21 protein-coding genes and 1 tRNA gene are annotated in these 24,401 nt (G+C 54.0%); 15 read left to right on the forward strand and 7 right to left on the reverse strand.

All coding sequences use genetic code 11. The annotated features are described in order from the left end of the window. The first annotated feature begins 129 nt into the window (after window positions 1-129). The 6 genes from R0137_RS09635 to R0137_RS09660 all read left to right on the forward strand — a co-directional run bounded on the left by R0137_RS09635 (window position 130) and on the right by R0137_RS09660 (window position 4,753). The gene (locus R0137_RS09635; protein ID WP_407326208.1) at window positions 130-480 is read left to right on the forward strand and encodes a hypothetical protein; all 351 of its coding nucleotides are present in this window, start codon (window positions 130-132) and stop codon (window positions 478-480) included. Next, window positions 480-1,334, forward strand: a complete 855-nt coding sequence (locus tag R0137_RS09640) for a DUF692 domain-containing protein (RefSeq protein ID WP_407326209.1) — start codon at window positions 480-482, stop codon at window positions 1,332-1,334. The genes R0137_RS09635 and R0137_RS09640 overlap by 1 nt, the downstream gene beginning before the upstream one ends. Continuing rightward, window positions 1,331-2,086 carry a DUF2063 domain-containing protein gene (locus R0137_RS09645; RefSeq protein WP_407326210.1) on the forward strand — a complete coding sequence of 252 codons (756 nt, stop codon included), beginning with the start codon at window positions 1,331-1,333 and terminating at the stop codon, window positions 2,084-2,086. The genes R0137_RS09640 and R0137_RS09645 overlap by 4 nt, the downstream gene beginning before the upstream one ends. Before the next feature lie 137 nt (window positions 2,087-2,223). Beyond that, window positions 2,224-2,955 carry a VacJ family lipoprotein gene (locus R0137_RS09650; protein ID WP_407326211.1) on the forward strand — a complete coding sequence of 244 codons (732 nt, stop codon included), beginning with the start codon at window positions 2,224-2,226 and terminating at the stop codon, window positions 2,953-2,955. Between the two features lie 132 nt (window positions 2,956-3,087). Continuing rightward, window positions 3,088-4,278 carry a PP2C family protein-serine/threonine phosphatase gene (locus R0137_RS09655; protein ID WP_407326212.1) on the forward strand — a complete coding sequence of 397 codons (1,191 nt, stop codon included), beginning with the start codon at window positions 3,088-3,090 and terminating at the stop codon, window positions 4,276-4,278. Further along, a complete protein-coding gene (locus R0137_RS09660) occupies window positions 4,271-4,753 on the forward strand; it encodes an STAS domain-containing protein (protein WP_407326213.1) in 483 nt (160 codons plus the stop codon). The genes R0137_RS09655 and R0137_RS09660 overlap by 8 nt, the downstream gene beginning before the upstream one ends. A 9-nt stretch (window positions 4,754-4,762) precedes the next feature. Here R0137_RS09660 and R0137_RS09665 read toward each other — a convergent pair whose 3' ends face one another. From R0137_RS09665 to dusA, 3 genes are read right to left on the reverse strand one after another with little or no spacing between them, the layout of a single operon-like run. Beyond that, on the reverse strand, window positions 4,763-5,206 hold the full coding sequence (locus tag R0137_RS09665) for a TerB family tellurite resistance protein (protein WP_407326214.1): 444 nt from the start codon (window positions 5,204-5,206) through the stop codon (window positions 4,763-4,765). Further along, window positions 5,203-6,156: a transaldolase gene (gene tal, locus R0137_RS09670; protein WP_407326215.1), complete on the reverse strand. Its 954-nt coding sequence runs from the start codon at window positions 6,154-6,156 to the stop codon at window positions 5,203-5,205. The genes R0137_RS09665 and tal overlap by 4 nt, the downstream gene beginning before the upstream one ends. A gap of 22 nt (window positions 6,157-6,178) precedes the next feature. Next, entirely contained in the window at window positions 6,179-7,120 is a 942-nt protein-coding gene (gene dusA, locus R0137_RS09675) for a tRNA dihydrouridine(20/20a) synthase DusA (protein ID WP_407330003.1), read from the reverse strand. Window positions 7,121-7,415: 295 nt separating this feature from the next. Between dusA and R0137_RS09680 the strand changes: the two genes are divergently transcribed. The 5 genes from R0137_RS09680 (at window position 7,416) to gltX (ending at window position 13,469) form a co-directional block, all read left to right on the forward strand. Beyond that, window positions 7,416-8,675 carry a dipeptidase gene (locus R0137_RS09680; protein WP_407326216.1) on the forward strand — a complete coding sequence of 420 codons (1,260 nt, stop codon included), beginning with the start codon at window positions 7,416-7,418 and terminating at the stop codon, window positions 8,673-8,675. 24 nt (window positions 8,676-8,699) lie between these two features. Further along, on the forward strand, window positions 8,700-9,584 hold the full coding sequence (locus R0137_RS09685) for an alpha/beta hydrolase family protein (protein WP_407326217.1): 885 nt from the start codon (window positions 8,700-8,702) through the stop codon (window positions 9,582-9,584). Beyond that, window positions 9,581-10,813: a kynureninase gene (gene kynU / locus R0137_RS09690; RefSeq protein WP_407326218.1), complete on the forward strand. Its 1,233-nt coding sequence runs from the start codon at window positions 9,581-9,583 to the stop codon at window positions 10,811-10,813. The genes R0137_RS09685 and kynU overlap by 4 nt, the downstream gene beginning before the upstream one ends. Next, on the forward strand, window positions 10,813-11,925 hold the full coding sequence (locus R0137_RS09695; RefSeq protein ID WP_407326219.1) for an alkaline phosphatase D family protein: 1,113 nt from the start codon (window positions 10,813-10,815) through the stop codon (window positions 11,923-11,925). The genes kynU and R0137_RS09695 overlap by 1 nt, the downstream gene beginning before the upstream one ends. 62 nt (window positions 11,926-11,987) lie before the next feature. Further along, window positions 11,988-13,469 (forward strand): glutamate--tRNA ligase, encoded by a 1,482-nt coding sequence (gene gltX / locus R0137_RS09700; protein ID WP_407326220.1) that lies wholly within the window; start codon window positions 11,988-11,990, stop codon window positions 13,467-13,469. Window positions 13,470-13,495: 26 nt separating this feature from the next. On the opposite strand, the gene R0137_RS09705 is transcribed toward gltX, so the two are convergent. From R0137_RS09705 to R0137_RS09720, 4 genes are read right to left on the reverse strand one after another with little or no spacing between them, the layout of a single operon-like run. Then, a complete protein-coding gene (locus R0137_RS09705; protein WP_407326221.1) occupies window positions 13,496-16,915 on the reverse strand; it encodes an AsmA-like C-terminal region-containing protein in 3,420 nt (1,139 codons plus the stop codon). Next, the gene (locus tag R0137_RS09710; RefSeq protein WP_407326222.1) at window positions 16,915-17,289 is read right to left on the reverse strand and encodes a DUF4345 family protein; all 375 of its coding nucleotides are present in this window, start codon (window positions 17,287-17,289) and stop codon (window positions 16,915-16,917) included. Before R0137_RS09710 ends, R0137_RS09705 begins: the two co-directional genes overlap by 1 nt. Before the next feature lie 15 nt (window positions 17,290-17,304). After that, complete coding sequence (locus R0137_RS09715; protein ID WP_407326223.1) at window positions 17,305-18,630, reverse strand: APC family permease; 1,326 nt, start codon at window positions 18,628-18,630, stop codon at window positions 17,305-17,307. Window positions 18,631-18,676: 46 nt separating this feature from the next. Continuing rightward, on the reverse strand, window positions 18,677-19,666 hold the full coding sequence (locus R0137_RS09720) for a prenyltransferase (protein ID WP_407326224.1): 990 nt from the start codon (window positions 19,664-19,666) through the stop codon (window positions 18,677-18,679). A 197-nt stretch (window positions 19,667-19,863) separates the two neighbouring features. Here R0137_RS09720 and R0137_RS09725 point away from each other — a divergent pair. The 4 genes from R0137_RS09725 to R0137_RS09740 all read left to right on the forward strand — a co-directional run bounded on the left by R0137_RS09725 (window position 19,864) and on the right by R0137_RS09740 (window position 24,398). Further along, window positions 19,864-19,936: transfer RNA gene (locus R0137_RS09725), tRNA-Ala, on the forward strand. A 173-nt stretch (window positions 19,937-20,109) separates the two neighbouring features. After that, window positions 20,110-21,324 carry a hypothetical protein gene (locus tag R0137_RS09730; protein ID WP_407326225.1) on the forward strand — a complete coding sequence of 405 codons (1,215 nt, stop codon included), beginning with the start codon at window positions 20,110-20,112 and terminating at the stop codon, window positions 21,322-21,324. A gap of 504 nt (window positions 21,325-21,828) precedes the next feature. After that, complete coding sequence (locus R0137_RS09735) at window positions 21,829-22,521, forward strand: hypothetical protein (RefSeq protein ID WP_407326226.1); 693 nt, start codon at window positions 21,829-21,831, stop codon at window positions 22,519-22,521. Window positions 22,522-22,829: 308 nt separating this feature from the next. After that, on the forward strand, window positions 22,830-24,398 hold the full coding sequence (locus R0137_RS09740; protein WP_407326227.1) for a type I restriction-modification system subunit M: 1,569 nt from the start codon (window positions 22,830-22,832) through the stop codon (window positions 24,396-24,398). Window positions 24,399-24,401: the final 3 nt, after the last annotated feature.

The following is a 24,401-nucleotide window of genomic DNA, read 5'->3' on the forward strand; positions in this document are numbered from 1 at the left end:
AAAGGAAACTAACCCCTAAAGCCTCAGTCTTAGTATGCGAGTGTGATGAAAAGAACGACTCTCAAACACATAAGTGAACCTGACAACTGTTTTTAAAACGAAAACGATTTAATACTGAGGATTATCAACATGGCAAATTCAAAAACTCCTTTAGCTGCTGCTCTTGGTGCCGCTTTTCTAGCTTCTGCAATTGCGCCTATGGCGTCAGCTGATGTGAACCCCTTTGGTGCTCAGCAGCTCAGCAGCGGTTATGACCTGGCTTCTTTTGCTCAACAGCCAGAAGGCAAGTGTGGCGAAGGTAAGTGTGGCGCCGAGAAGTCTGAAGGTGAAGGCAAGTGTGGTGAGGGTAAGTGCGGCGGAGAGAAGTCCGAAAGTGAAGGCTCATGCGGTGGCGACAAAGCTGAAGGCGAAGGGTCTTGCGGTGGCGACAAGGCCGAAGGCGAAGGCAAATGTGGCGAAGGTAAGTGCGGCGGCGCGTAATGCCTAAGGTTCTTCATCAGGACCCGCTAGGTGCGGGTCTTGGACTGCGACGGGCCCTCATGGGCCCGTTGTTGTCTATGGAGGAGAAAACGGTCGATTTTCTGGAGCTAGCGCCGGAAAACTGGATTGGCGTTGGTGGTCGGTATGCCGACGGGTTGGACACTCTCGGGGAGCGCTTTCCCTTTGTTATGCACGGTTTGTCACTGGATATTGGTGGGCCGGATCCTTTGGATATGAACTTGCTCGAAGGGGTGGCGAATCTCGTAAAACGCTTCGACGTGCCGATCTACAGCGAGCACCTAACTTATTGCGCTGCGGACGGCCATTTGTATGACCTGTTGCCAATTCCCTTTACTGATGAGGCCGTTCATTACGTGAGTGAACGTATCGGAGTGGTACAAGATTACCTGGATATGCCCTTAGTGCTTGAAAACGCTTCTTATTATGCTCAGGCCCATAAGGATCTGGACGAGGCTGCGTTCATCAACGCGGTTGTTGAGGAAAGTGGCTGCCAGTTACTTCTTGATGTAAACAACGTTTATGTCAATAGCGTGAATCATGGCTACGAGCCATTGACGTTCATTGATGCGCTGCCTCTTGATGCGGTGCGTTACATTCACATCGCAGGCCATTACGACGAAGCGGACGATCTGAAGGTCGACACCCACGGTGCCGATGTTATTGATCCCGTATGGGAAATTTTGGATGAGGCCTATGCTCGGGTCGGGGCGCTGCCCACACTGTTGGAGCGTGATTTTAACTTTCCCGAATTCGACACTCTTTTGGGTGAGATCACACAGATTCGCAATGCCCAGCACCGTTGCCTTCAGCCAGCGCAGAGCTTCAAGGCATGACTACGGCATTGAGTCAGGCTCAGCGTGAGATGGCAGCTTACTTGCGGGATCCGGACGGTTTTTCTCCTCCAGCAGGTATTGAGCAGCGGCGACTGCGGATCTATCGCGATTTGGTTTATCGCAATATCGAGGGTTTTATCAGCTCGGCATTTCCGATCCTGCGAGGCTTGTATACCGATGAGGCCTGGGAGGGCCGGGTGCGAGCCTTCATTCAAACGCATCGCTGTAAAACCCCATTGTTTTTGCAGATCAGCGAGGAGTTCCTCGCGTTCATGCAAACCCTGCCAAACACTGAGCTACGTCCCTTTGAAGCAGAGCTTGCGCACTACGAATGGTTGGAGCTCGCGGTTGATGTGGCAGAGGGCGACGTGCCAGGTATTTGGCGTCCCGAAGAAGAAGTGGGGCTCACAGCCATAGAGGCGGGCTTCTCAACCACCGCGAGGCTGGGGAGCTATGTTTTTGCGGTTCATCGCATTGGTGGCTCCTATCAACCCGACGAGGCTGGCGATCCCAGTTTTCTGTTGGTATACCGCGACCGTGAGAATCGCGTGCAGTTTATGGAATTAAGCCCCGGCTCTGCGCGTCTTATTCAAGAGGTGCGTGACGGCGCTGATAGTTCGGTTGCTGCGCTTTTGAACCGTCTTGCTTCGGAGTGGGGGATGGCCAGCGAACAACTCCTTGAGTTTGGATGGACGCAGCTGAAAGAGTTTAATGAGGCTGGCATAATCGCTCTGAAGAGTTCCGCCGTATAATCAGCATGATTGGGCTTGCACTGGCCATAAATACCACAGTGCTTCTGACAGAGTTTTGAACAAAGAGACTATCGATTATCAAAAATCGACAAGTACATTTAGCCTTCGCTCTTACAGCACTCGTTTCGAACCTGGGAATGCTGGGTGTTACTGTGTCCCGGCGGCAGTCTCTGTTGTCGATCATCGCCGTCGCGTGTCTGCTCCTTGCGCCTGCTTTACAGGCTAAGGATGACCCTCTTGAGGTCATTAACCGACCTGTTTTCGTTGTCAATGATGTTCTCGACCGCTGGGCGCTTCGTCCTATAGCGAAGGGCTATGATTTTGTTATGCCTGCGCCGGCTCAAAGGGGTGTCAGTAACTTTTTTGCTAACCTCTACGACGTAACAAGCACGCTTAACGCTGTGCTCCAGTGGCGGTGGGAGGGCGCGTCCCAGAGTGGCGGCCGGTTTTTGGTCAACTCGACTCTGGGCTTTGCAGGCTTGTTTGACGTCGCCACTCCCATGGGTATCCGGCCTTACCGAACAGACTTTGGTCAAACACTGGCGCTTTGGGGGGTTCCTGAAGGCCCATATTTAATGCTTCCGCTCTTCGGCCCACGCACATTCCGCAGTGGTACTGGTACCCTGGTGGATACTTTTGCATTGTCGGTGCCCCCGTACATTGATAATCGCAGCATTCGAAACTCCATCTGGGGTCTCGAGTTAGTCCACGGCCGGGCACGGCTGCTGGGCTCCGATGAGCTGATCTCTGGCGATCGCTACATATTCGTTCGTGATGCCTACCTGCAACAGAGAGCGGCGTTCGTGAACGACGGCGAACTGCAGGATGATTTTTCTGACTTTGAAGATGGCTGGGACCAGGAGTTCTAAGCTTTATTCGTCTCCAGCATGTGTCCCAGACATGCAAAATTGTGAATTCTTCCTCAAAGCTGAGAACCCCTGTTGCCTGTGCGTGAATGCAGGCGTAGGGTTCCGCTAATTATCTTGAAGAAGCAGCACTGAATGGCCTATAGCGGTAAGGTACTGGTCATTGACGACGATCCGAACCGGGGCAGCAATCTGGCTGAACTCGCTTCTACTGCCGGCTTTACCACTTCCGTAGCAAACTCTTTGGATTCCTTCAGCGCTTCCCTTGGCGAAAGCAGTGATTGGGACGTGGTGCTGTGTGATGTCCATGCTACGCCCGAGGCTTGGGCCGTTGAGGGCGCTAGTCTCAGGGAACTGGATATCCAGGTTCCTGTGATGATGTTTAGCAATGAATCCCGCTCGGCGAGCATGATGCGCGCCCTGAGACTGGGTGCGAATGACTTCTTTGCAACCCCCGTACAGGATCCGGAAGCGCTCGTGGCATCCATGGAGCGTTGCGTCCGTTTGCGCACCATGAGCCGCGAACTCCGGCGGTCTCGTCAAGAGCTCGAAGCGGCAAACCGTGAGCTGAAGAACACGGTGCGAGTACTGGAGAAGGACCAGCAGGCAGGGCGCCAAGTGCAAATGCGTATGCTGCCCACCTCACCCATGGTGGTGAGCGACTACATGTTCAGCCATACAATCATTCCCTCGCTATACCTGAGCGGCGACTTCACGGACTACTTCACCGTGGACGAACACTATGTCGTGTTTTTTATGGCTGATGTGTCTGGTCATGGAAGTTCATCTGCGTTTGCTACCGTACTGCTTAAAAACCTTTTTGCGCGAAAGCGCTCCGATTACCTTCGACGTAATGACAATACAATCCTGAGTCCCGTTGCCATGCTCAGCCTTGCCAACCGGGAGCTTCTGGAGCTCGATGTGGGCAAGTACGCAACCATGGTGATTGGTGTACTGGATCAAATTGAAAATACGCTGCAATACAGTGTGGCTGGCCACCTGCCTTTGCCGGTGCTGGTATCCGACGCGGGGGCCGCGTATCTCGAAGGGGAGGGCAATGCGGTAGGAATGATGCCCGATGCCCGGTACAACGAGCACAGTATCAATTTGCCTGACGCCTTTATGCTTGCTCTCTTTTCCGATGGCATTCTCGAAATCCTGCCCCCGATGAATCTGGTGGAGAAAGAGGCCTTTTTCCTCGATGTGTTTTCCAGAACCGCGGACACCCCGGAAGAGCTGGTCTCTCAGTTGGGTCTGGACAGTGCTGAAACCGCCCCAGATGACATTGCCGCCCTGTTTGTCAGCAAGCGGGTGAGCAATGAGTGAGGGCCAGGTACTCGCTGCAAGTGAGAACGGGGCCTACGTGCTGCGACTAGTGGGGGACGTCCGCTTAACGCTTTGTGCGTCTATCGAGGACTACGTCGATGGCATGTTGGACGATCCGGAGTTTTGTAGTGTGTGGGTCGATCTCTGTGATGTGGAAGGCATTGACAGTACTACTCTTGGACAGCTCGCCAAGCTAGCAATGTCTGTTCATGAACGCTTTGATTTTCGTCCAGCGATTTACTGCTGCGATGCCGGCATCAACCGTCTCCTTGGGAGTATGGGCTTGGATCGTTTATTCGAAATGCATGAGAAGACCTGCTGTGCCTCCGGTAGTGGACAAATTATTCCTATGATTCCGGGAAGCGAAGACGATGTTCGCCAGAAGGTACTGGAGGCCCATCGTACGTTGATGGATGTTTCTTCAGAAAACCGAGAACGGTTTAGCGAGCTTGTGGCCACACTGGAGCGCCACTGACTCGTCGCGTCAGCTATTAGAGGCCGCGATTTTCCCGCGAATAAAGTCCTCGTGGTTCACGTAGATTAGCTCCGATGCCCGTCGGATTAAGTGCTCTTCATACTTGCTCAATGACTTATCGGCATAGGCCACCTGCCACATCGCGTTAATGAGCTGGCATTTTTCTGCGTAGTCATAGTGGTCGTTGACCAGGCGTGTGAACTCGTAAAGCGATGTAGCATTGTCCACCGCGTCACTCGCTTCGGCGAGGAGTCCGTTGACAGTTGTTTCGTCAAGCGAAAGAGTGCTCACCAGAAGCTTTGCCATTGCAGCTTCTTCTTCGGCATCTTGGGCAAAATCAGCCCGAGCGACCTCAACGAGAAGCGCTGCGGTGGCTATACGCCTTACTTCATCCGCACTTCGTGGATTCTCTTCCGGGTCTTCGAGGAAGAGTTTTTTTAGCGCCTCGATCACAGCTCGCTCACCAGAGTTTCCAGTCGTCTCTGGTCGGCGACGAAGTTTCGAATGCCCTCGGCAAGTTTTTCCGTTGCCATGGCATCTTCATTCACCGCTAAACGGAAGCTCGCTTCGCTGAGAGTGCTCTTGGCATCCTCGCTATTTGCGTTATCGGAACTAAGCTTCTGCGGTAAGTCGCCATGGTCATTGGCTAACTCTTCAAGGAGTGCGGGGCTGATGGTCAAACGATCGCAGCCTGCTAAAGCCTCGATTTCTCCACAGTTTCGGAAACTGGCGCCCATGACCACCGTCGCGTATTCGTGCTGTTTGTAGTAGTCGTAAATGCGCCGCACAGATTGAACGCCGGGGTCGTCTTCGCCGCTGCTCACCACAAGGTCGGTATTCGCTTTGTACCAATCTAGAATTCGACCCACGAAAGGTGAGATAAGGAAGACGCCCGCATCCGCGCATGCCTGAGCTTGAGCGAAACCGAAGAGGAGGGTCAGGTTGCATTGAATGCCATCTTTCTCTAACTGTCGTGCAGCGCTGATTCCTTCCCAGGTTGATGCTGTTTTGATCAATATTCGATCTCGCGATATACCCGCTTCTTCGTATAAAGCGATGAGTCTGTGAGCACGCGCGATGGTGGCCTCGCGATCAAAGGACAGTCGAGCATCGACCTCTGTGGAAACGCGGCCGGGCACAATGTCTAGAATCTCCGTACCAACGGCTACTGCAAAATGATCGCAGCACGCCGCGAGTTGCTCGCTGCTACTGCCGCCATCGCTGTGAGCACGCTCTTTGGCTTTGAGAAGAATGTCCTGATAGTGCGGAAGTGCGGCGGCTTTGAGCAGCAAGGATGGGTTAGTGGTGGCATCCATTGGCGTAAAGCGTCGAATAGCCTCAATGTCGCCGGTATCGGCAACCACGTCGGTCATAGTTTTGAGTTGGCTCAGTTTGTCAGTCATAGAATCCTCTGTTGTGTAGGCTTCAGGCTGCGAGCTGCATAACTTCGTTAACAGCTGCCCGGAGTACATCCGCGCCCGCTCCAGGTCTGTGCGCCTGTTCACTGAGCAGGCGACGATAGCGCTTGGCACCCGGCACTTCCTGATAGAGTCCCAAGAGGTGTCGAGTGATCTGGTTTAATCTGGCACCGCTTTCCAGCTCTCTTTCCACGTAAGGCAAAATCGCCTCGATAATGTCTTCACGGTAGCGTAACTCTTTTGGCTCCCCAAACAGTCGATGATCAACGTCCGCTAGGATCCAAGGATTGTGATACGCACTGCGACCGAGCATCACCCCGTCCACGTGAGGGAGATGCATGTCGCAGTCTTCTAAAGTCTCTATGCCACCATTGATCACGACAGAGAGCTGGCGAAAGTCGCGTTTCAGCTGATAAACCCAGGGGTAATTGAGGGGCGGGACTTCACGGTTTTCTTTTGGCGAGAGGCCTTTTAACCAAGCCTTGCGCGCGTGAACAATGAACACGTCGCATCCGCCCTCGGCGACCGTGCCGACAAAATGGCAAAGCTCCCCGTAGCTCTCCATATGATCGATGCCAATGCGGTGTTTTACGGTAACGTCGATAGAGCAGGCGTTGCGCATAGCTTTTACGCCATCGCGAACGAGTTCGGGTTCGCCCATTAGGCAGGCACCGAAAGCGCCGTTTTGCACTCTGTCCGATGGACAGCCGCAGTTCAGGTTAACTTCGTCAAAACCCCAGTCTTCGGCCCATCTGGCGCAGCGAGCGAGATCCTCGGGATTTGAGCCACCAAGCTGCAGCGCAATGGGCGACTCTCGCTCATCGAATTGCAGGAATCGATCGCGATCGCCATGAATAAGGGCGCCGGTGGTTACCATCTCGGTATAGAGCCGTGCGTTATTCGTCAGCAAGCGCCAGAAGTAACGACAGTGCCGATCAGACCAGTCCATCATGGGTGCAGTGCAAAAACGCCATGGAGACACGGTGTTGTCGCTGGATGTGTGGCTGGGAACTTGTGTGGATATGTGCTCGGACATTCTCGAAAGGGAAGCGCTAGAGGCATCAGGGTTTGCGGATGCGCGCAATTGTATCGACAGACTGCGGTCGATGCACGTTGGCCGAGATCGCAAATGACCCGTCGAAACGAATCGCGCCACGCCCACTGGTCAAGCGGCAAGACAGAACGCACAATAGCGACCACTCAGCGATAAACCCCCTCTCCCCGGCAATAGTTAGTGAGGCAACATGCATAGCAAGATACCCAGTATTTTTTCGATTTCCGCGGCCGCATTGATCAGCATTGGCCTTGCACCGTTGGCTCTAAGTGCCGATTCCGCAAAGTTCATGGTCATCGATGGTCACAACGACCTGCCATGGCAATATCACGAGCGTTATGGCAATCGTCTTGCGCCCCTCGATGTTGCGGATCGTCACGAGGACATGAAGCCACCATTGCACACGGACATCCCGCGCTTAAGAGAGGGCGGGGTTGGTGCGCAGTTTTGGTCTGTCTACGTTCCTATTGCGGCCTACGGTGGTGCGCCCGGCGATGCTGCCCTGGTTCTTGATCAAATGGATGTCGTACGCCGTCTTGTGGAACGCCATTCCGACGATCTCGCACTGGCTATGACAGCCGCGGATGTGCGCCGTGCAGCCTCCGAAGGCAAGATCGGATCTCTGATGGGTATCGAGGGAGGCCACGCCATTGAGAATTCTTTGGGCACCTTGCGCTCCCTTTACGCTGCGGGCGCTCGATACATGACTCTGACTCATAGTAAGGGTCTTGCGTGGGCAGATTCAGCCACCGATGCGCCCCGGCATGATGGTCTTACAGAATTTGGAGAGAGCGTGGTTCGAGAGATGAATAGACTGGGCATGCTGGTCGATCTTTCTCACGTAACCGCAGCCACTATGCACGACACGCTCGATACCGTGACGGCCCCAGTGATTTTCTCTCATTCTTCGGCCAGAGGTCTCAACGATCATCCGAGGAATGTACCTGACGACGTTCTCGAGCGTATGCCGAAGAACGGTGGCGTGGTGATGGTGACCTTCGTGCCGGGATACATCTCGCAAGAACGTCGCGATTGGGACTTGGCGAGAACCGGGCAGCGGGCGAGTCTGGCAGCGATGCACCCCTATGACGAAGGGCTTCAGGACGATTTGCTGGCTGAATGGGAAGCCGCCCATCCCAAGCCTGAAGCGACGTTGTCTCAGGTTGCCGATCACATCGACCATATCCGTAAAGTAGCGGGCGTTGAGCACATTGGACTCGGTGGAGATTTTGATGGGATTAGCTCGGTGGTTCAGGGATTGGAAGATGTCTCCACTTACCCCGCGCTCTTTGATGAGCTGAAGCGTCGGGGATACAGCGATGCCGACTGTGAGGCTATTGCCGGCGGCAATGTGTTGCGGGCTTTAGAAGCTAACGAGAAAGAAGCGCTGCGGCTGCAGCAGGAACGCCTCGCTGAAGATCCACCAGAAGACGGTGTTGGGGCCGTGTAGAGAGAGTTAGGCATCGTTTTAGTTATGAAAAACACGCTCGGTCTGACACTGTTGTTAGGACTCGCTCTTTGGCGTTTTGAGGCTGCAGCTGCTGAAGTTGATATGCCCGTCTCCTTCTCAGCGGTACTTGAATTAAAGGCAAGGAAGCCCGATTTCGATATCCGTTACGGCTCGGCGCCTTCCCAAACGGCGACGCTGTGGATGCCCCCGCTGAGAGCCGAGGGGCCTGTACCCGTGATCTTTTTGGTACATGGAGGCTGTTGGCTCAGCGATTACAGTGCGGAGCATATCTACCCATTGGCCGCTCGACTTGCCGCCGATGGGTACGCGGTGTGGGTGCCGGAGTATCGGCGTGTGGGCGAGAAAGGAGGTGGCTGGCCAGGTTCAGCGGTTGACATGGCTTTGGCTTTGGATGCTTTGGCGGACATAGAAAACCCACGTTTGGCGCTGTCCAGAACGGTGGTTATGGGACATTCGGCAGGCGGACATTTGGGGCTATGGCTCGCTGCAAGAGACCCAGACTTACTTAAGCCGCCTGTGCGCATTGCCGCCGCTATCGGCTTGGCTGCGATTACGGATCTGAAGAGTTACTCTCAGGGCGGAAATAGTTGTCAGGCTGTAACGGAGCCTTTTATGGGGACGAGCGCCGCTGCGACTCCCCATGCCTACGCTGAAGCGTCTCCTGCTTTACTCTCCACCCGCGTGCCTGTGCGACTTTTGCGAGGAGCTGAAGATGGCATCGTCGGGCCTGAACAAATGACTGCGATGACGCGTGCAAGCACGATGGAGCTGCCGGGTGCAGGCCATTTTGATTGGGTCCATCCGGATACCGATGCATACAATTTGATTCTCGACGCCATTTTCGATGTGCTCAGCGTATCGATCCAGCCCCCAAGACCAAGACCGTGAGTGATTCAGCCCTTGCTCGGGATAAAGCGGATTCTCTTGCTGATCTTAAAGAGTTATTCCAGTTACCTGCGGGTGTGGTCTACCTCGACGGAAATTCTCTAGGAGCGCTGCCCCGCGCCGTTACTGCTGCGGTAAAGGACGTCGTGGAGCATCAGTGGGGCGACGATCTGATCACTAGCTGGAATGCCCACGACTGGATTCGTTTACCAAACCTGGTTGGAGAGAAACTTGCCCCGCTCATTGGCGCCGCCCCGGGACAAGTGCTGTGTAGCGACAGCATTTCAGTAAACCTGTTTAAGCTATTGGCCACGGCAATTGAGCTTAATACCGGGCGAAGAATAATTCTTGCGGTTGATGAAGACTTCCCCACAGACGCATACATTGCTCAGGGGCTGTCCCAGATGCTAGGAGAGGACCGCTGCGAACTCCGTCGCGTTGCAGCACAGGATGTGCAGGCGGCACTGAGTGACGATGTCGCGGTGTTAATGCTCACCGAGGTGAACTATCGCAGCGGAGAGCGCCATGATATGCAGGCGCTTACCGATGCAGCACATGCCGCAGGTGCTCTGGTGCTTTGGGATCTTGCACATTCAGCTGGGGTTCTACCGATAGAGCTTGATCGCAGAGGCGTTGATCTTGCTGTGGGCTGTGGTTACAAGTATTTCAATGGCGGCCCAGGTGCCCCGGCTTTTCTCTACGTGAATAAGCGCCACCATGCCCGGGCACGACAGCCCCTGTCAGGATGGCTGGGTCATCAAGATCCCTTCGCTTTTGCTTCAGATTATGAGGCTGCAGGGGGAGTGCAGCACTATCAAGCGGGTACGCCGGGAATTATCAGCATGGCCGCGCTGAACGCCGCCCTCGATGTTTTTCAGAGGGTAAGCATTGAGCAGCTTCGCGAGAAGTCCCTGGCTTTAACGGACTTTTTTATAGAGGGTATTGAAACTCGCGGTTTGCTCGCTTCGCTGGAGTGCATCACCCCTCGAGAGCATCATAGACGTGGCAGCCAGGTGAGCCTTCGTTACGAACATGCATGGGGGTTGTCTCAGGCTCTTATCGAGGCGCAGGTTATCGTTGATTTTAGGGCGACCGATATTGTTCGTTTTGGTTTTTCGCCGTTGTATAACAGCTTTTCTGATGCTCAAAAGGCCCTTGATGTACTGGAGGAGATCCTCGTGAAGGGCCTGCATCTAGATGATCGGTTCGCAACGCGGCCTACGGTGACTTGATGCGCGCCCAGAGTATCTGCCTTTTGCTGCTTTCCTTCGTCTTTGTCTGTGCACCCGCATTTGCCCAATGGCCGGCCATGCCGAATCCACCGTCGATACCGGTTTTTAAATCACTGCAGTTAGACGTCTCCGCCACGGTAACGCGTTTGGCATTTGGGTCTTGCTACAAGGCTCAATTGGGAGGGGAGCGCGTCTGGCAGTCTATCGCAGACACGCAACCGAACCTGTTTATCTTCGCGGGAGATACGCTGTATCCGGATAGGGACGACGACACCGCCGCTCTTACTGAGTTGCGCGCGGCTTATCGATTGCTACAAGGCGTTCCAGAGTTTGCGGCATTACGGAGCAATGTGCCTGTGTTAAGTGTTTGGGACGACCATGACTTTGGCAGGAATGACGGAGGAGGAAATTTTCCCTGGCGCCTCGAGTCCGAGCGACTCTTTGAGCGCAGCTGGGTGGAGATGGATGACCCGCGACGAGAACGCCCGGGCATTTATTTTAGCGAGCTGGTCGGAGAAGCGGGGAAGCAACTACAACTGATTGTGCTGGACACGCGGTTTTTCCGTTCAGTACTTCGCTCGAGCGACGATCGCGGGGCGAAAGGTAAAGAGCGGTACATACCGGATGATGATGCGCAAAAGACAATGCTCGGCGACGAGCAATGGCGTTGGCTCGAGAGTCAGCTTCAGCAGGACGCTGACCTGCGAATCATAGTCTCTTCAGTTCAAGTACTCGCCGACGGGCACGGATGGGAAGGGTGGCGACAGCTACCTCAGGAACGCGAGCGATTGTTTGACGTTTTAAGGGCGAACGACACGGCGCCGGTGTTACTTTTATCCGGTGATCGCCATGTGGCGGGTTTCTATGAACGGGACATCGGCACGAATACGTCGCTAGTGGAGTTCACATCCTCCGCACTGAACAACCCCATCTCCTTTCCTAACCGCTACAAAACGCTAGAGGAGGACGGCCCCTATCGATTGGGAGATCTCTATGGCGAAGCAAACTTTGGTTCTCTGGATATCGATTGGAAAGCGGGTGTGGTCGAGCTGAGTTTGCACGATGCGAGTGGGCAGGTTGTACGCACGCTGCTGCGCACTTTGAGTAATTAGGCCTGCTAATCTTTTTTTGAGCGCCTATAATCACCAGCCCTCGCTGGCTACTAGATTGTGTTATGACTGTTCGAACTCGCGTTGCTCCCTCCCCCACAGGGGATCCCCACGTTGGCACTGCGTATATCGCTTTGTTCAATCTCTGCTTTGCACGAGCCCATGGGGGGCAGTTTGTGTTACGTATCGAAGATACGGATCAGACACGCTCCACTGCATCATCAGAGCAGGCGATTCTCGATTCCTTGCGATGGCTGGGCCTTGGTTGGGATGAGGGCCCAGATATTGGCGGCGAGTACGGACCTTATCGTCAAAGCGAACGTATGGAAATTTATGGCGGCTATGCTCAGCAACTCGTTGATGAGGGAAAGGCATTTGTTTGCTACCGCCGACCCGAAGAGTTAAATGAGCTCAGAGAGTCGCGGCGCGCTGCTGGAAACAGCACTGCTCTTAAGTACTCCGACTTAGCACTGCCAGCTGATGAAGTAGAAAGGCGTCAGGCGGCGGGTGAGCCTTACGTCATTCGTATGATTGTTCCGGAGGAAGCCGGTGTTTGTGCCGTGCAGGACTTGCTGCGCGGCGAGATTGAGCTTGAGTGGAGCATGGTTGACGCTCAGATTCTTCTCAAGTCCGATGGCATGCCTACTTACCACTTGGCGAATGTTGTGGATGATCACCTAATGGAGATTACCCATGTGATACGCGGAGAGGAGTGGATTAATTCTGCCCCTAAACATCAGCTTCTCTATGAATATTTTGGCTGGGACATGCCAGTGCTCTGTCACTTGCCCTTGCTGCGCAATCCCGACAAATCGAAGCTCAGTAAGCGCAAGAACCCCACGAGTATTCTGTATTACCAACGCATGGGGTTCTTGCCGGAGGCGCTGTGCAACTATTTGGGTCGCATGGGGTGGTCTATGCCCGACGAGCGCGAGAAGTTCAGCCTTTCAGAAATGCAGGAGTCTTTTGATATTCAAAGGGTCTCCTTGGGAGGCCCAATTTTTGACGTTGAAAAGTTGCGTTGGCTGAACGGTATGTGGATTCGCGAAGACCTTAGTCAGGAGCAGCTTGCCCAGCGTTTGGTCGAGTGGGCGTTCAACGCCGAGCAATTGGCGGCGGTGCTTCCCCATCTTCAACAAAGGATGGAAACGCTCAGTGACTTCGCTCCGCAGTCGGCGTTTTTAGTATCCGGAGAGCTGTCTTTAAGCCCCGAGCAGTTCACTGAATTGGGGGCGGAGACAGAGCAGACACTGAAAACACTGCAGTTCGCACTCTGGCGTCTTGAGGCGTTGCAGGACTGGAGTCGCGATGCGGTGTGGGACGCAGTTAAGACCTTGGCAGATAGTCTTGATATTAAAGTTCGCGATTTTCTCGCTCCGCTGTTTATTGCGATCTCTGGTAGCCGGGCGTCTATTTCGGTCGTGGATGCGATGAGCTTGCTCGGTCCCGACATGAGCCGAGCGCGTATTCGACACGCCATAGACACCCTGGGCGGCGTATCCAAAAAAGCGGCTAAGCGTTTGGAGAAGGAATACCAGGCTGTTTAGAAGCGGTTCCCCTGATTTTTTGAGCGCTATTTCGTAGGTTCGTTCCAGGCCTCCATGGCGGCTTCGCAGGGGTTCCCTCGAGCAAAGATTCTCTCGAGCAAGGGTTTGGCAATAATGGTTACCCCTGCGCTCGCAACAGCCGCGCCCCCACTGATAGCAGAGCTTGCGATATCAAGACCCAAGCTTGGTTTTGCCAGCGTGCCGGTTACAGCCACAAAGGGATTTATCACGCTGGCCGCGCTAATACCAAGCCCTTTGCGCGCTCTGTTGTTAAAGCTGATATTCAATTTTTCACTGCGTAGATCTATCTGGCCCTGAGCCGATAGATCAATCTGCGCACTTCGGAAAACGAAACCAGGATCAAGGCTTAGAACACCTTGCTCCGCCCGCGCCGCCAGAACGGTGCATTCGACCTCCATGTTCGTTTGGCCCTTGGTGAGCATGGGGAGAAGGGTCTGAAACACCTGTGCGACAAAGGACTCTGTGGCAGCACTCAGCTTCATCTTACGCAGAGTGCCCGATCCGCCGGTCATCAGGAACTCACCGTCCAAGGAAGCGGTAACGGCCCTCAAGCTGTTCCCGCTTGCCGTCAAGGCGCTGCGAAGGTCGTATCGTGGCAGTGCCTCGTACTGGGCGCCCGCGGCCACCACTCCCAAAGGCATACTCGCGACCGTGAGTTCGCTCTTAAGTTCAGCAAGATCGTCTGTGTCAGAGATGCTTAGGTTGCCTTCGTATTTACCCCGACTACCCTCGAGATTTTCTATCGTAAGCAGACCCTGGCCATCGCCGCTCTTCAGTCGTAATGTAGCTTTCTCTACCAGCGACTGCTCGACGAACTGCGGATCTTCAAGGCCAAGAGGGCCGGTAGTGACAGAAAGATCAATGCGATAATCGCGCAACCACTGAAGACGAAGGGGTATATCCGGGATCAATCGATCCTTGTTACCTTCTGATGCATTTTCCGCAGTGTCTTTTTGCTTTCTTTTCACTATCCACGTCTGCAAGTCTGCCTCGGGGACCTCAATAGCAGCGAGTAGCGACTTTTCTGCATTATCCCAGCGGACATCGCCGCGAATAACTGATTCGCCCAAAGTAATGCTCTGGGCGTCCAACGAGGTAATTTGATCTTTGATCTCTGCATTAACTTCAATGTTGTAGGAGAGCAGCTGTTGGGGGAGGAAAGACACGCTGCCGAAACTGCGCAGGTCGTTTCCCGATCCTCTGACAGAGAGACTAATCCCTTCTTCGATGTTTGAGGGCACGGTGATATCTACGCTGAGCAGTGCTGATTCGTCGTCGAAGATCTCAGCATTGATTTTGGTTGAATCTGCCGCCTGACGAGTGACAGAGCGCAGAGTCAGGGGGTTCTGCGGGGTGGAGTAACCTTCAAAATCGGGTATCAGCTGAGATATGTCATCAAAGCGGAGATTTGATTCGAGTACAGTGCGCTCATTGATGCTGAAGTCCCGACTAAGCTCAAGGCGGGCGTCGCCGCTGACCTCAGGTCCAGATAGTTTCTGCAGATCAACGGAAAACAGATCGGGGGTGAGTTTTGGAGCCAGTTCGAAACTGTAACTACCGGAGGGCAAGTAGTCCGAGGCATAGTCACCCAGCAGCGCGTTCACGTTAGATATTTGCCCCACGAGCTGCAGGTCACTTGATAGCGCATTATCTGCATAGCGTAGGCCGCCCTGACGGCCCTCTAGACTAAGACCGCCCACGCGTATGCGAGGATTACTGATCACCACGCTTTCAGGCTTGCCCTTAACATCCACGGCTAAGCTGACGGGAGCCTCACCCAGAGTCGCTAAACCGAGACGTTGCCCCAATTGATTAAGAGATTGGGCGTCCGCCGTTAAATGGATGTCCGCGTTGTCGAATTTGGGGTAACTGTTTAAGCGACCCTCGAGTTGTCCGTGGATGTCATAGGCAAAAACGTCTGCAGAATGGATACTGATGACAGCATCGTCCGAGATTGACAAATTGCCGTTTACGCTTAGCGGTGTATCCGGGATGTCTACCCCAAAATTTGCGGCAATGGTGCGAAGGCTAGGGCTGCTTACATCGACCTTGAGGTCACTGCCAGCATAGTTTGGGAAGTTATCCAGAGTGCCCGAGAGCTGCAGTTCATGGGCGCCAATGGATAATTTGCCCTCAACGTATTCACCACGATCGACATTGTTCTGTATGTCGATGTCGAAGGAATAGGGCTTTTCGAGGTTTGGTGTGAGTTCGAGGAGCTTCTGATAAAAGGAGAAATCTGGCCCGCTTGCTCTGAGGTGCACTGTTCCGCCGTTGGTGCCGGGAAATGCGGGTAGTACGACATCGGCTTCCAGATGATTGCTGCCGGCTGTCAGAGTCGAGTCGCGAAACTCGATGCGCTTACCATTTCGTAAAAGGCGACCTTTGATCGATAGCGGAACATCAGCGCCGGGACCCAAACCTAGCGCTTGCGCAAGCCTTGGCAGGCTGTCGGCATCAAGCTGCATATCGAGGTCCATGCCATCGCCCGATCCCGGACTATCAATACTGCCATGAAGGCTAGCGGTCAGATGAGGTAAATCCGCTTGCAGTTTAAGGTCGAGTCCCGGTTCCACGTCTTTAATCTGTAGGACGATGTTTGCGGGGTCGTCGGCCTCGAGCATCGGTGATAATTCGGCGAGCCTGTCGGGCATGGGGCCCGATAACTGGGCATCGAGGGTGAGATTCCGAAGCTCAGCTATGTCAGGAATCTGATAACTGCCTTCGAGCTTTAGCTCTCCAATCCCGCCAGTAAACGTCGCCGACATGTTGCGGCCCGTCTGGACAGTGTTGAATCCGCTGCTATCAATCTCCAGCCGCCAGGGACGGTCCTGTAGCTTGCCATTTCCCGCCACGCTCAAGGTGTTTTGATTCAGCGCGTCTTGCGTTAGAGAGTCAACAAGCAGATCTACGATGTTTCCGGTTTTGTCATTTCTGCGCTGGATGTGAACATCACGGACTTCCAGGTGTTTGACTGCTACGGGCGGTGGTCCGGGCGACGATGCTTCCTCCCCATCGTTAGCCCCCAGGGATAGTTCCGGTAGATTGCTTGCACCATTGCTGTCCTTGTGGAGACGCAGCTTTAACCCCTGAATCGAAAAGTGATCAACGATGATTTGATCGTCGAAGAGTGTCCATGGATCGATCACAGCTTCAAGAAATTGTAGCTCGAGCATTTCCGCGCTTTCTGCCCATTCAGCATTGGCCAATGTGACGTTGCTGAGGCTAAGTCTCAGGCCGGAATTGATCTGAATGTATGGAGGGTCATAAAAGGTGATTTGTCTGCTGAGGGCTTCGCTTATGCGAGCTTCTAGAAAAGAACCCGCAAACCCCAGGGAGAGACCGTGTCGTAGAGACAGGGCAAGCGATGACGCGCCAACACCGAGCGCGACGATCAGTAGCAGGAGCGTCGGTTTTAGTCGCATCAATCGTTGCGAGAAAGTAGTGCTGCCGCGGCCGCCGTTACAAAGGTCTCAAAAGCTAAAGCACCCCAGGTGTAACTGGTGAGCACGTCGTCGCTACGCAGAGCTCCCACCGCACGGGTGGCTGCCAAGAGGCCGATGGCTAAAACGAGGAGAAGTAAAGCGCTGCGTGAGAGCTGCGATCTAAACGCAGCGATAAGGCAAAAGACACCTACGCCAGCTTGAAGCCCACCATACATCGCAGACATCTCCGCATAGCCATCTCCACTGAGTATTTGTAGGCCCGCGAGGCGCGCTGGAAGCACCGGGTCGAGAATACAGGCGACTCCATATCCGATAAACACCAGGGCGACAAAAATTAAGAATACGCGAATCATCGTTAGGCCTCGGGACTATGGAGCATCTGTGGTTGGGTGCTGCGATTCCAGTCGAGCGGCCAGCCGTTGGCTGACTACGTAAAACGCTGCCCCGGATACAACGATGCCCAGACAAATCATCGCTTCTATGGGGCGTTGCAACACGATGTACAGCAGAGTCCAGCCGGTGATTAACAGAAAAATAATTGGCGGTAAGGGGTAAAGCCAGGTTCGAAACGGCCGCGGTAAGTCAGGTTGGCGCCAGCGTAGTATGAATACGCCCATCACCGTGAAAAAGGTATTCAGCGCCATAGTCGCACCGGAGAACACGAGTATTCGATCGAAAGACGAAGACCACAGAAAGGCGAGAGCAACCGCTGCCTGCACGAGTACCGCCGTTGATGGGATCCCATCCTTGTTCACGCGGCCTAGCAGCGCGAACAGAGGGAAGTCCTCTCCGATACGGTGGAGTACGCGAGGTCCTGCCAGAATCATGGCGCTTACCGTTGATACCAGGAGGAGCGCCAAAAGGACCCCCATGATTGTGGCTCCTGCCTCACCGAAAGCGTAGCTTGCAGCGACGTATCCCACTTCGACCTTGCCGACCATGGCGTCCATGGGAGCCACGGACAGAAAAACGTAGTTGAGTAGTAGATAAGAAAGGCAAACTAAAGAGGTACTCGCAATCAGCACAATAGGTAAAGAACGCTGAGGACGTTCGAGTTCACCGGTGATATAGGTCGCGGCATTCCAGCCGGAATAGGCATAGTTCACATAGATAAGCGATACCGCGAAGGCGCCAGAGAACAACAGCGCGCCGTCTCCGTGGACAGGGAGAAAGCGGGTTGACTGCCCTGAATCGTTAAACAGTAGCGCTAAGCCTGCAAAGCCAATGATTAATAGAATCTTCAGCATAGTAAACAGGCTCTGTGTGCTGCCTGAGCTTTTATGGCTTCTGCTGTGCGCGAACGCGAGAACGACGACAAGTCCTGTTGCCAGCCAGATACTCGAGAGCTGCGGGAAAACGGCCGACAAATAACTACCAAAGGTCATAGCCGCCAAGGCGGTTGGCGCGGCAAAGCCCACGGTTGCCGAAACCCAGCCCGAGATGAAACCCGCGCTGGGATGGTAGATCTCGCTGAGGAAGTTATATTCGCCGCCGGAGCGCGGCAGGGCAGCGCCGAGCTCAGCGTAAGACAGGGCGCCACAGAGCGCCGCGAGCCCACCCACCGCCCAAAGCGATAGCAAAACAGGTGCGGATTGAATTTCCACGAGCTGGAACCCAAGACTGGTGAATACGCCCGTGCCGATCATATTGGCGATGACAATGGCGGCAGCTACTGAGGGGCGAAAACGGGTCACGGGGCATTGTTCCGCGAATGCTTCCGTGGTGCAACTTTCAAGGGCCCTATAGCCATACAGCGACCAGTAATGCCGCGATAAACAGGCTGGTAAATTGTCGTGTGTGACCAAAGGCGTGCGCTGAGAACCACAGCGGCCAAATTTGCTTCGGGTAGCTTTCCGGACGCTCAAGAGGTTTGGTGTGTTGCAGTGCTTTTAAGGCCCGTAAAAGCGCTGGAACGCTCAGCAGCACGACAGCCAAGATCCAGTGTTCCGTACCATTGGCGATCAGGACTGCACAGCCGATGTATTGCGATACCAGTAATCCCTGCGTTGCATAGCGCGCATTACGCTGGCCAAGCAGTACGGGAAGCGTTCTCACCCCTTTATCACGGTCCATTTCCAGCTTATCAATGTGTTTACCAAAGAGTACCGTTGTAGGGCCAATGCCGTATAAGAGACCCAGCCATGCAGCGGATGTACTCCATTCCCCGGTACTCACGTAGTAGCTGCCACCCACCATCAAGGGGCCCCAGACCAATAGCACCGCGGGCTCTCCAAGGCCGATGTACTTGAGCGGCCAAGTGTAAAAAAGTACGAAAAAGGCGCCTCCGAGCATCAGCGGCAAGGTTAGTCCTCCCCGTTCCGCGATTAGATAAACGCCAACGAGGAGGGCGGCGCCACCCGTGAAACCAATGTATACGAGGAACTGTTTACGACTCAGGAGGCCGTCTTCCAGCACATGAACCCCGTATTGATTTCGATAGTAATTGCCCGCATCGATGCCTTTCGCGGAATCGGTGAGATCATTGAGTAAGTTGTTCGTTGCATGGGCAAGCATCAGACCGAGCACGCACAGGAGCCACAGTCCCAAATCACCCCTGCCGTCGCGCCATGCAAGTAAGCCACCCAGCGCCGCGGACATTAGAGTCATAAACAGCACTGAAGATCGCACGGCCAGAAGCCATCGAACGGGTAAGGCGAGCGTTTGCCATTGCCCCGGCTTCAGGCGAGGTACCGTGGTCACAGCCTGCCACCAGGTGGGGGACTCATTCATTTGTAGGAATTCTCCAGTGTGATTACCACAACTTAAGCGCTCTGGAAGTCGCGATTAGGCTGGTGAAAGTTTATCAGCTCACTGCCACTAATGGATTGAGGACCTAGCGCGATCTCGCAGATGAATTTCGTTGTCCATGATCGATCGTGGTCTCTTGAAATTACCGCCCACCCCTATTAGACTCGCGCCTCCTCTATGGGGCCATAGCTCAGCTGGGAGAGCGCAACACTGGCAGTGTTGAGGTCGGCGGTTCGATCCCGCCTGGCTCCACAAAATTACCGTTATATATCAGTATCTTGCGCTTTAGCGCGACCTCCGCACCCGCTTCGTTGCAGAATTGGGTACCGCATTGGGTACTCACTGGGAGCACTCGGAAACCTGGCGCCCCCATCAAATAAGCAGTCATATTCTAAGCTGATGTTACCCACCTTTGGAGCATCAGCATGACCCGTCAAGAACTCTATGACCTCGTTTGGTCCAAACCCATGACGCATATCGCAAAAGACTTCGGGATGTCCGATCAGGGTGTCCGCAAGCATTGCGTTAAATCTGAAATCCCTACTCCACCGCTGGGCTATTGGGCAAAGATAGCGCACGGGAAGAAGGTGCCCAGGCCCAAGCTACCAACAAAGGATTTGTCTGCTGACGCGGAAGTGCGGCTGTCTCCCAGAGCTGAGAAGTACCGGACCGATTCTGGCTATGACCTTCAGAAGATGGCCGAAGCAAACGCAGAGCTGCAGGGGTTGTGTACTGTTCCGGAAGAGCTCTCAGAGAAACCTCCGGCCGTGGTCAAGCAGTTCAGGGCACTGATGCGCCAGGCAAGGACCACCAGTAACGGCTTCAAGGAAGTCGGCGACAGTTACAAGCCCAAAATTCTTGTCGGTAAGGACAGCGTTGATCGCGTCAGTCGGATTCTCTGCACGCTGAGCACTGTGGCCGAGTCACTGTCGCACCAACTTGTGCTGGAAGATGGGAACCTATTCTGGCTCGCTGATGATGAGCGCCTGCTCCTCAAGATCAAAGAGGCGAACGGCAAGACTCCGCATGAACCTACCAAGGCCGAGTTGAAGGAGCAGGAACGGCGGGAGGGCTCTGACTGGTACTCTCCCAACAGAAAAGCGTACCCGATGTGGGACTACTTTCCGTCAGGGCGCCTGTCCATGGCGCTCTCAGATACCGTTGGTTACGGGTGGGGTAGGGACAAGATAGAACGTCGCTGGCGAGATACAAAGGCACGTACACTCGAGTCGCGCTTGCCGGAAGTGGTTCTATGGCTCGAAGAAGCGGTGCCATTGGTCAGAACCAAACGGTTAGAGGCTGAACGGCAAGCCCGTGAAGAGGCAGAGCGTCAGGAACGAGCGCGACAGCAGCGGGAACGCCGGCGTATGGCCGAAGAGCTGGAGAAGGCAATCTGCGAGATGGCCGAGACCAATCAGCGTAGGCAGCGGGTGCTCGCACTGGCCGAAATTCTGCAGGTTGAGCAAGATTCAGATCCACGGTTATTGAATGAGGTAGTAGCATATGCAGATGTTCTGCGTATGCAGCTTTGCGAGCGGCGACTGGCGGATGAGGCAATCTTGGCAGGCGCCCAGTCTGAATCAGGGGGCCTAATTAGTGCGCTGACCGAAAGCCTTCCGGAGCGCTGTTATGGTTGGTGATAAGGGGCCTTCGGTTAGCCCTTCTATTGCGCGAGGGCCGGATAGCAAGTCCGACCGCACGGCGGCTTCTGCTGAAAATCGTCAAAGTAAGCATCCGCATCCGCATCCGCATCCGCATCCGCTAGTGTAGAGAGTTTGAGAAGTCGGACACTGATCGTCGTTAGTGCGGCGGTCCGAGGTGGCGCCATCGTGAATACTGGCGTGTCGCTTTACGGTACCTGTTGATTCGTACAGCGTGGCCTTAGTTGGGTGACGTCGTAAGCTGGCTTTTTATGCTGGGAATCAAAAATGGTGATTGGCAACAAAATTCCGTTTGGACTCCGTCACGGCGTCCTGGTCGGAGTAAATGAGGTTGAGTCAGGCCTACGATGCGGGTGTGTCTGCCCCGCTTGCGGGCGTGATTTGCAGGCGAGGAAAGGTCGTCAGGTCTCCCACTACTTTGCTCACAACCCCTCGGAAGAGGGGGTTCGATGTGAGTCTGCCCTCGAAACAGCCATTCACCTAATGGCAAAGCAAGTAATAGGCGAGGCGAAAGCGATCTCTCTGCCCGAGCTTTCCGTCAAAGAGTTGCAGTACGATTTCTCTCAGAGACGTCATGCGATGGCAGAAGTAGTAGTCGAAGAAAGGCAGTTGGTCTTTGATGACATTGATATCGAAAGGCAGCTCGATGACCTCCGTCCGGATCTTATTGGCTATGTCGACGGCAATCCGGTCGTCATAGAGATCTACGTCTCACACAAATGCGATCGAGGGAAGGTAACGAAGTTGCGTGACAGGGGGCTGCGCGCGGTGGAAGTCGATCTCTCGAACGTCAGGTATACGGTCACAAAACAAGAGCTCGAAAAGCTTTTGCTCGTTGAGACTGAGAACAAGAAGTGGCTATCGCACCCCGAAGCTCCAGCAGTAAAGCAGAGACTCCGATCCTCGCTCAGGGAAAAAGTAAAGAGAGCCAATGAGAGCATTCAGCAAACGTCTTCACGCAACCAAAACCCGCGGTCCGCAATGTCCCGTCACGTTCAGCCACGGCGCCCGAAAGCCGCGCCGACCCCAAAACCAGTCAAGGAGTACCCGAGCCGGATTTTTTTCTGCAAAGAGTGCCGTCATCAGTTTTCTATGATGAGCACAGAAGCGCTGAACACGCTTGTTACGGTTACCTGTACCGCCTGTGGAGCTGATGTCTCCACTCGTCGTGTTTGAACTTGGGCCTAGTAAAGCCGCAAACAACGCATAGCGTGCAAACCAGTAACGCGCACGGGTCGTTGATAGCTGATCTGTGAGAGTTACCAAGAGTGCTGCTGGTGTTGGTATTGTCACTTTAGCTATCAACGGTAAGTCCATTTACTCTTTTTAGGTTGTAAGATATCGCTAAGTACGGACTACTGATGCAATGGCGGTAACGGTGGCCCTTTGCCAAGTGTTGCGAGTAGGACTAGTTGTCTGCGTAGCCATGATGTGGATGGTAGGCGACGACCTTGATTGAAAGATAATAGTTTTCACGGGACCTCATGACCGAAGATCACAAGAAACAACTCCAAACTCAACTCTGGAATATCGCAAACACCCTGCGCGGTAAGATGGGGGCTGACGAGTTTCGCGACTACATCCTTGGGTTTATCTTTTATAAATATCTGTCAGAACGAATGGGGTTGTTTGCCGATGAGATTCTGGCTAATGACGGCATAACCTTTGATCAGGTTGATGAGGCCAGCGCAGACGGGCAGGAGATGCTTCAGGCCATCCAAGAGAATTCTGTAGAACGGCTTGGCTATTTTCTAAAACCCTCAGAACTGTTTACCAAGATCGCGGCAAAGGGTGCTCAGAAGTCAGACAACTTCATACTGGAAGATCTCGGCGTCATCCTGAAGCACATTGAGTCCAGCACGATGGGTCATGCCAGTGAGGATGATTTTGAGGGGCTCTTTGAAGATCTGGATCTGGGCTCGACCAGGCTGGGAAAGTCCGAGAACCAAAAGAACGAATTGATCGCCAAGGTGCTAGTGCATCTTGATCAGATTGATTTCCGGCTAGAAGACACAGAGGCCGATGTACTAGGCGATGCTTATGAGTACCTGATCGGGCAGTTCGCGAGCGGTGCCGGTAAGAAGGCGGGGGAGTTCTACACCCCACAAGAGGTCAGTACGATCCTCGCGAAGATCGTGACTACCGGAAAGACAAGCCTCAAGAGCGTGTATGACCCTACTTGTGGGTCTGGTTCATTGTTACTGCGCGTAGCTAAAGAGGTGAAGGAGGTAGGCGGCTTCTATGGCCAGGAGATGAATTCCACCACCTATAACCTAGGCCGGATGAACATGATCCTGCATGGGGTGCACTACCAACGTTTTGACCTTAAGAATGAAGACACCCTAGAGAATCCAGCCCCAGAGCATGCCGATTTGCGCTTTGATGCCATCGTGGCCAATCCGCCGTTTTCAGCAAAGTGGTCAGCGAGCGCTATCCATGAAAATGACGATCGTTTTAGTGCTTATGGAAAATTGGCCCCCAAGACCAAGGCGGACTTTGCGTTTGTGCAACACATGGCGCATCACCTTGATAGTGGTGCCACCATGGCCTGTGTGTTGCCGCATGGGGTACTTTTCAGGGGAGCTGCTGAAGGCCACATTCGTCGCTACCTGATTGAGGGCTGTAATTGGCTGGATGCTGTTATTGGACTGCCTGCCAACATTTTTTATGGAACTAGTATTCCAACTTGCATCCTGGTGCTAAAGAAGCAGCGGGAGAACCCCGACGACATCCTGTTTATTGATGCTAGCCAAGGTTTTGAAAAAGTAGGTAATCAGAACCAGCTGCGGCCTGAGCACATTGAGCAGATCGTTAGCACCTACCGGCAGCGCGAGAGCATTGACAAGTTCAGTTACGTCGCAGCACTGAGTGAAGTTAAGGAGAACGACTACAACCTCAACATACCGCGCTATGTGGATACGTTTGAGGAAGAGGAGCCGGTTGATTTGGCGGAAGTGTCGGCGAGACTGGTAGCGCTAGAGAGCGAGATGGGTGCGAACGATCAGCTCATTGCGGGTTTTTGTGATGAGCTTGGCATTAAGGTGCCATTCTAAATT

Source organism: Congregibacter brevis (genome assembly GCF_045689245.1).
In the GTDB taxonomy this organism is placed as follows: domain Bacteria; phylum Pseudomonadota; class Gammaproteobacteria; order Pseudomonadales; family Halieaceae; genus Congregibacter; species Congregibacter brevis.

Coding starts and splice junctions, on each gene's coding strand:
- R0137_RS09635 (WP_407326208.1), top strand. CDS start 130: ATGGCAAATTCAAAAACTCCTTTAGCTGCTGCTCTTGGTGCCGCTTTT.
- R0137_RS09640 (WP_407326209.1), top strand. CDS start 480: ATGCCTAAGGTTCTTCATCAGGACCCGCTAGGTGCGGGTCTTGGACTG.
- R0137_RS09645 (WP_407326210.1), top strand. CDS start 1,331: ATGACTACGGCATTGAGTCAGGCTCAGCGTGAGATGGCAGCTTACTTG.
- R0137_RS09650 (WP_407326211.1), top strand. CDS start 2,224: ATGCTGGGTGTTACTGTGTCCCGGCGGCAGTCTCTGTTGTCGATCATC.
- R0137_RS09655 (WP_407326212.1), top strand. CDS start 3,088: ATGGCCTATAGCGGTAAGGTACTGGTCATTGACGACGATCCGAACCGG.
- R0137_RS09660 (WP_407326213.1), top strand. CDS start 4,271: ATGAGTGAGGGCCAGGTACTCGCTGCAAGTGAGAACGGGGCCTACGTG.
- tal (WP_407326215.1), bottom strand. CDS start 6,156: ATGACTGACAAACTGAGCCAACTCAAAACTATGACCGACGTGGTTGCC.
- dusA (WP_407330003.1), bottom strand. CDS start 7,120: ATGGACTGGTCTGATCGGCACTGTCGTTACTTCTGGCGCTTGCTGACG.
- R0137_RS09680 (WP_407326216.1), top strand. CDS start 7,416: ATGCATAGCAAGATACCCAGTATTTTTTCGATTTCCGCGGCCGCATTG.
- R0137_RS09685 (WP_407326217.1), top strand. CDS start 8,700: ATGAAAAACACGCTCGGTCTGACACTGTTGTTAGGACTCGCTCTTTGG.
- R0137_RS09695 (WP_407326219.1), top strand. CDS start 10,813: ATGCGCGCCCAGAGTATCTGCCTTTTGCTGCTTTCCTTCGTCTTTGTC.
- gltX (WP_407326220.1), top strand. CDS start 11,988: ATGACTGTTCGAACTCGCGTTGCTCCCTCCCCCACAGGGGATCCCCAC.
- R0137_RS09705 (WP_407326221.1), bottom strand. CDS start 16,915: ATGCGACTAAAACCGACGCTCCTGCTACTGATCGTCGCGCTCGGTGTT.
- R0137_RS09710 (WP_407326222.1), bottom strand. CDS start 17,289: ATGATTCGCGTATTCTTAATTTTTGTCGCCCTGGTGTTTATCGGATAT.
- R0137_RS09720 (WP_407326224.1), bottom strand. CDS start 19,666: ATGAATGAGTCCCCCACCTGGTGGCAGGCTGTGACCACGGTACCTCGC.
- R0137_RS09730 (WP_407326225.1), top strand. CDS start 20,110: ATGACCCGTCAAGAACTCTATGACCTCGTTTGGTCCAAACCCATGACG.
- R0137_RS09735 (WP_407326226.1), top strand. CDS start 21,829: ATGGCAAAGCAAGTAATAGGCGAGGCGAAAGCGATCTCTCTGCCCGAG.
- R0137_RS09740 (WP_407326227.1), top strand. CDS start 22,830: ATGACCGAAGATCACAAGAAACAACTCCAAACTCAACTCTGGAATATC.